Annotated in this window: 2 protein-coding genes and 1 pseudogene; 1 reads left to right on the top strand and 2 read right to left on the bottom strand. The window is 63.0% G+C overall.

Features of this window, described 5'->3' with window-relative positions; all coding sequences use genetic code 11:
• Nucleotides 1–98: 98 nt before the first annotated feature.
• The gene (locus tag I71_RS12485; RefSeq protein ID WP_042695182.1) at nucleotides 99–1,004 is read right to left on the bottom strand and encodes an esterase family protein; all 906 of its coding nucleotides are present in this window, start codon (nucleotides 1,002–1,004) and stop codon (nucleotides 99–101) included.
• 311 nt (nucleotides 1,005–1,315) lie between these two features.
• On the opposite strand from I71_RS12485, the gene I71_RS12480 reads away from it, so the two are divergent.
• On the top strand, nucleotides 1,316–2,218 hold the full coding sequence (locus I71_RS12480; RefSeq protein ID WP_159107375.1) for an ABC transporter substrate binding protein: 903 nt from the start codon (nucleotides 1,316–1,318) through the stop codon (nucleotides 2,216–2,218).
• A 122-nt stretch (nucleotides 2,219–2,340) separates the two neighbouring features.
• On the opposite strand, the pseudogene I71_RS12475 reads toward I71_RS12480, so the two are convergent.
• A pseudogene (locus I71_RS12475) lies at nucleotides 2,341–2,510 on the bottom strand (phenylalanine--tRNA ligase beta subunit-related protein); the annotation flags it as partial.

Below are 2,510 nucleotides of genomic sequence, written 5' to 3'. Positions count from 1 at the left end.
ACCGCCGGAGGCGTACAGGCCGTGGGCATAGACCGGCATGAAGGAATTGCCGGTCGCATCCCCGGCGACCATCAGAAACAGGGCGAGGCGCGGATTTTTTAGCCGCATGGCGCTCCGACCTTCGCAGCGGAAGCCGGGAGCGGCGCCTTCATCCGCGCCAGCGCGTAGGTCATCGCATCGCCGATGGTGTCGTGCCAGACCCGCCATTCATGGTCGCCATCCACCACGCGGAAGACGGTCGCATCCGGTTGCAGGCGGGACAGCTCCCGGTGCAGCACGGCAGTGTGATAGGCGATCTCGAACCGGTCATGGTCGCCGGCATTGAGATACAGCGGCACCCGCAGCGGCTGGGACCGGTAGGCGTCGAACAGCGATTGCCAGTTCAGGCGGACCCACAGATCTGCGTCGAACACCCCGTCCTTCATGAAGGCGGGATCCTTCATCGCCGAGCTGTTCGAGGGCGGCAGGGGGCTGTAGATCGCCGGGCTCAGCGCCATGCCGACCGCGAACAGCTCCGGCCGGGTGAAGGCGAGACGGATGGTCGCATATCCGCCGGCCGACAGGCCGCCGAAGGCCCGTCCGGCACGCTCGGCATAGACACGGAACCGTTGTTCGACCGTCGGCAGAAGCTCCGTCAACAGAACCGTTTCCGACTTTTCGCCATCGCCGTCGACCCACCACATGCCGCGATGGCCGGGCATGACCACGACGGTCGGAGGAATGCGCTTTTCCGCGATGATCTGGTCGAGGACCGGTTTGACGTTGCCCTTGTCCAGCCAGTCCCGCTCGTTGCCGCTGGCGCCATGCAACAGGTAAACAACCGGATAGGTTGTGCAGCTGTCGTCATAACCGTCCGGCAGGTAGACTGTATAGCGGTAGTCCTTGTCGAGAACCCGCGACGGCAGGCTCAACTCCTGCACCGTGCCGGCGGATTGGGCTTCTGAGGCAGCAACGACTGCGAACAGGGCGCAGACCGCGCTGATGATCGTTCCGAAACGGGTCATGGTGTCTCGCTGGCCTCTTGGTTTCCGGCCGAAATTCGCAGCCGTTGCGCGAAAAAATGTCTCAAATTCTTTGCAATTCAGCCATGTTTCCGTGCTTCATTCGTCTGAGGAGGATGGCAAAATTGTCAATTGCTCGCAAGCGGCAATCAATTTAAATTCCGGCTCCACTGATGCGGGTGCCTTGGGCCGCCGCTGAGCTAAAGGAAACGCCGATGAAGTCGAGTACCATCCAGATTGGCATGAAATCTGTTCGCGCATCGATCAGTTGGGCCAGCAAGTCTCTTCTTGCGGCGCTTTCGGTTGCGATGGCCGTGACAGTCGCCACCCCGGCGATGGCGCAGGAGAAGAATATTCTTCTGATCCTGTGGCGCGGCATCACGGAACCGGAGGTTGCGCTCAAGGAAAAGCTGGCGGCGTTGGGCGTTCAGGCCAAATACACCGAAGTGGTCGGCAATCAGGATCGCGGGGTCATGGCCGGGCGCCTGCGCGCCCTGGAAGAGGACATCGCCGCCAAGAAGTTCGACATCGCCTATTCGTTCGGCACCACGACGACGCAGGTCGCCCAGCAGATCATCCAGGATCGTATTCCCATCGTCTTCAACATCGTCTTCGATCCGGTCGGTGGCAAGCTGGTGAAGTCGATGGAGGAGCCCGGCGTCAACACGACCGGCGTGACCAACGGAGTGCCGATCGACCTGCAGCTGTCGGCCTTCAACAAGCTGGCTCCGCTGAAGAAGCTGCTTGTGCTGTTCAACGCGCGCGAACCGAACGCCAAGATCATCGAGGCGCAGGTCACGGAATGGAGTGCCAAGAACGGTGTCGAGCTGACCTCGCGCCGCGTCGCTCCCGACACCGATGCGCTGGACGAGGTCATGGCCGAGATCAAATCCGGCAAGCTGACGGTGGATGCGGTCTATGCCGGCGCCGACAGCTACCTGGGATCGAAGGCCGGGGACATCCAGAAGGCCGTCGGCGACCGGGTCAACCTGTTCGGCGGCACCCAGACCTTCGTGCTGAACAAGTGGCTGGCCGCCTACACGCCGCTGGTCGAGGACATGGGCGGCACGGCGGCGGAGATGATCGCCAAGGTGCTGAAGGGTGAGGATGCCCGCAAGATGCCGGTGGTCCTGCCGCAGCCGAAGCTGATCGTGTCCAAATCGACCGCCGACCTGCGCAAGGTCGCCGTTCCGGCCGACGCCGTCACCAATCCCTGAGGCGGGGATCGGCCCCGACGGGGGCCGCCTGCATCCGGACAGTCCGCAATTTGCTTGCGAGGTCCGCCGGGACTCCGTTCCGGCGGACCGAAAGACGGAGTTTAGACGTCATGACGCAGCCCGGTGTATTCCTTGCCGTTCAGCGCAGCCAGCGTCTCACCCTCGCGGCCCAGGCGGACGGTGATGTTGCCCTTCACCGTGTCGGCATCGAAGACGTGCAGCGGACGGGCGGCATCGAAGGTCAGGTAGTTGGTGATGTCGACCAGCGCCGAGATCGGTCGCAAGCCGATGG

It is taken from the genome of Azospirillum sp. B506, assembly GCF_000333595.1.
In the GTDB taxonomy this organism is placed as follows: Bacteria; Pseudomonadota; Alphaproteobacteria; order Azospirillales; family Azospirillaceae; genus Azospirillum.
This window is presented reverse-complemented; position numbering and strand designations above follow the sequence as displayed.

What these genes read in the sequence shown, in the direction of transcription:
- I71_RS12485 (WP_042695182.1), bottom strand. Translation starts at nt 1,004, where the DNA reads ATGACCCGTTTCGGAACGATCATCAGCGCGGTCTGCGCCCTGTTCGCA.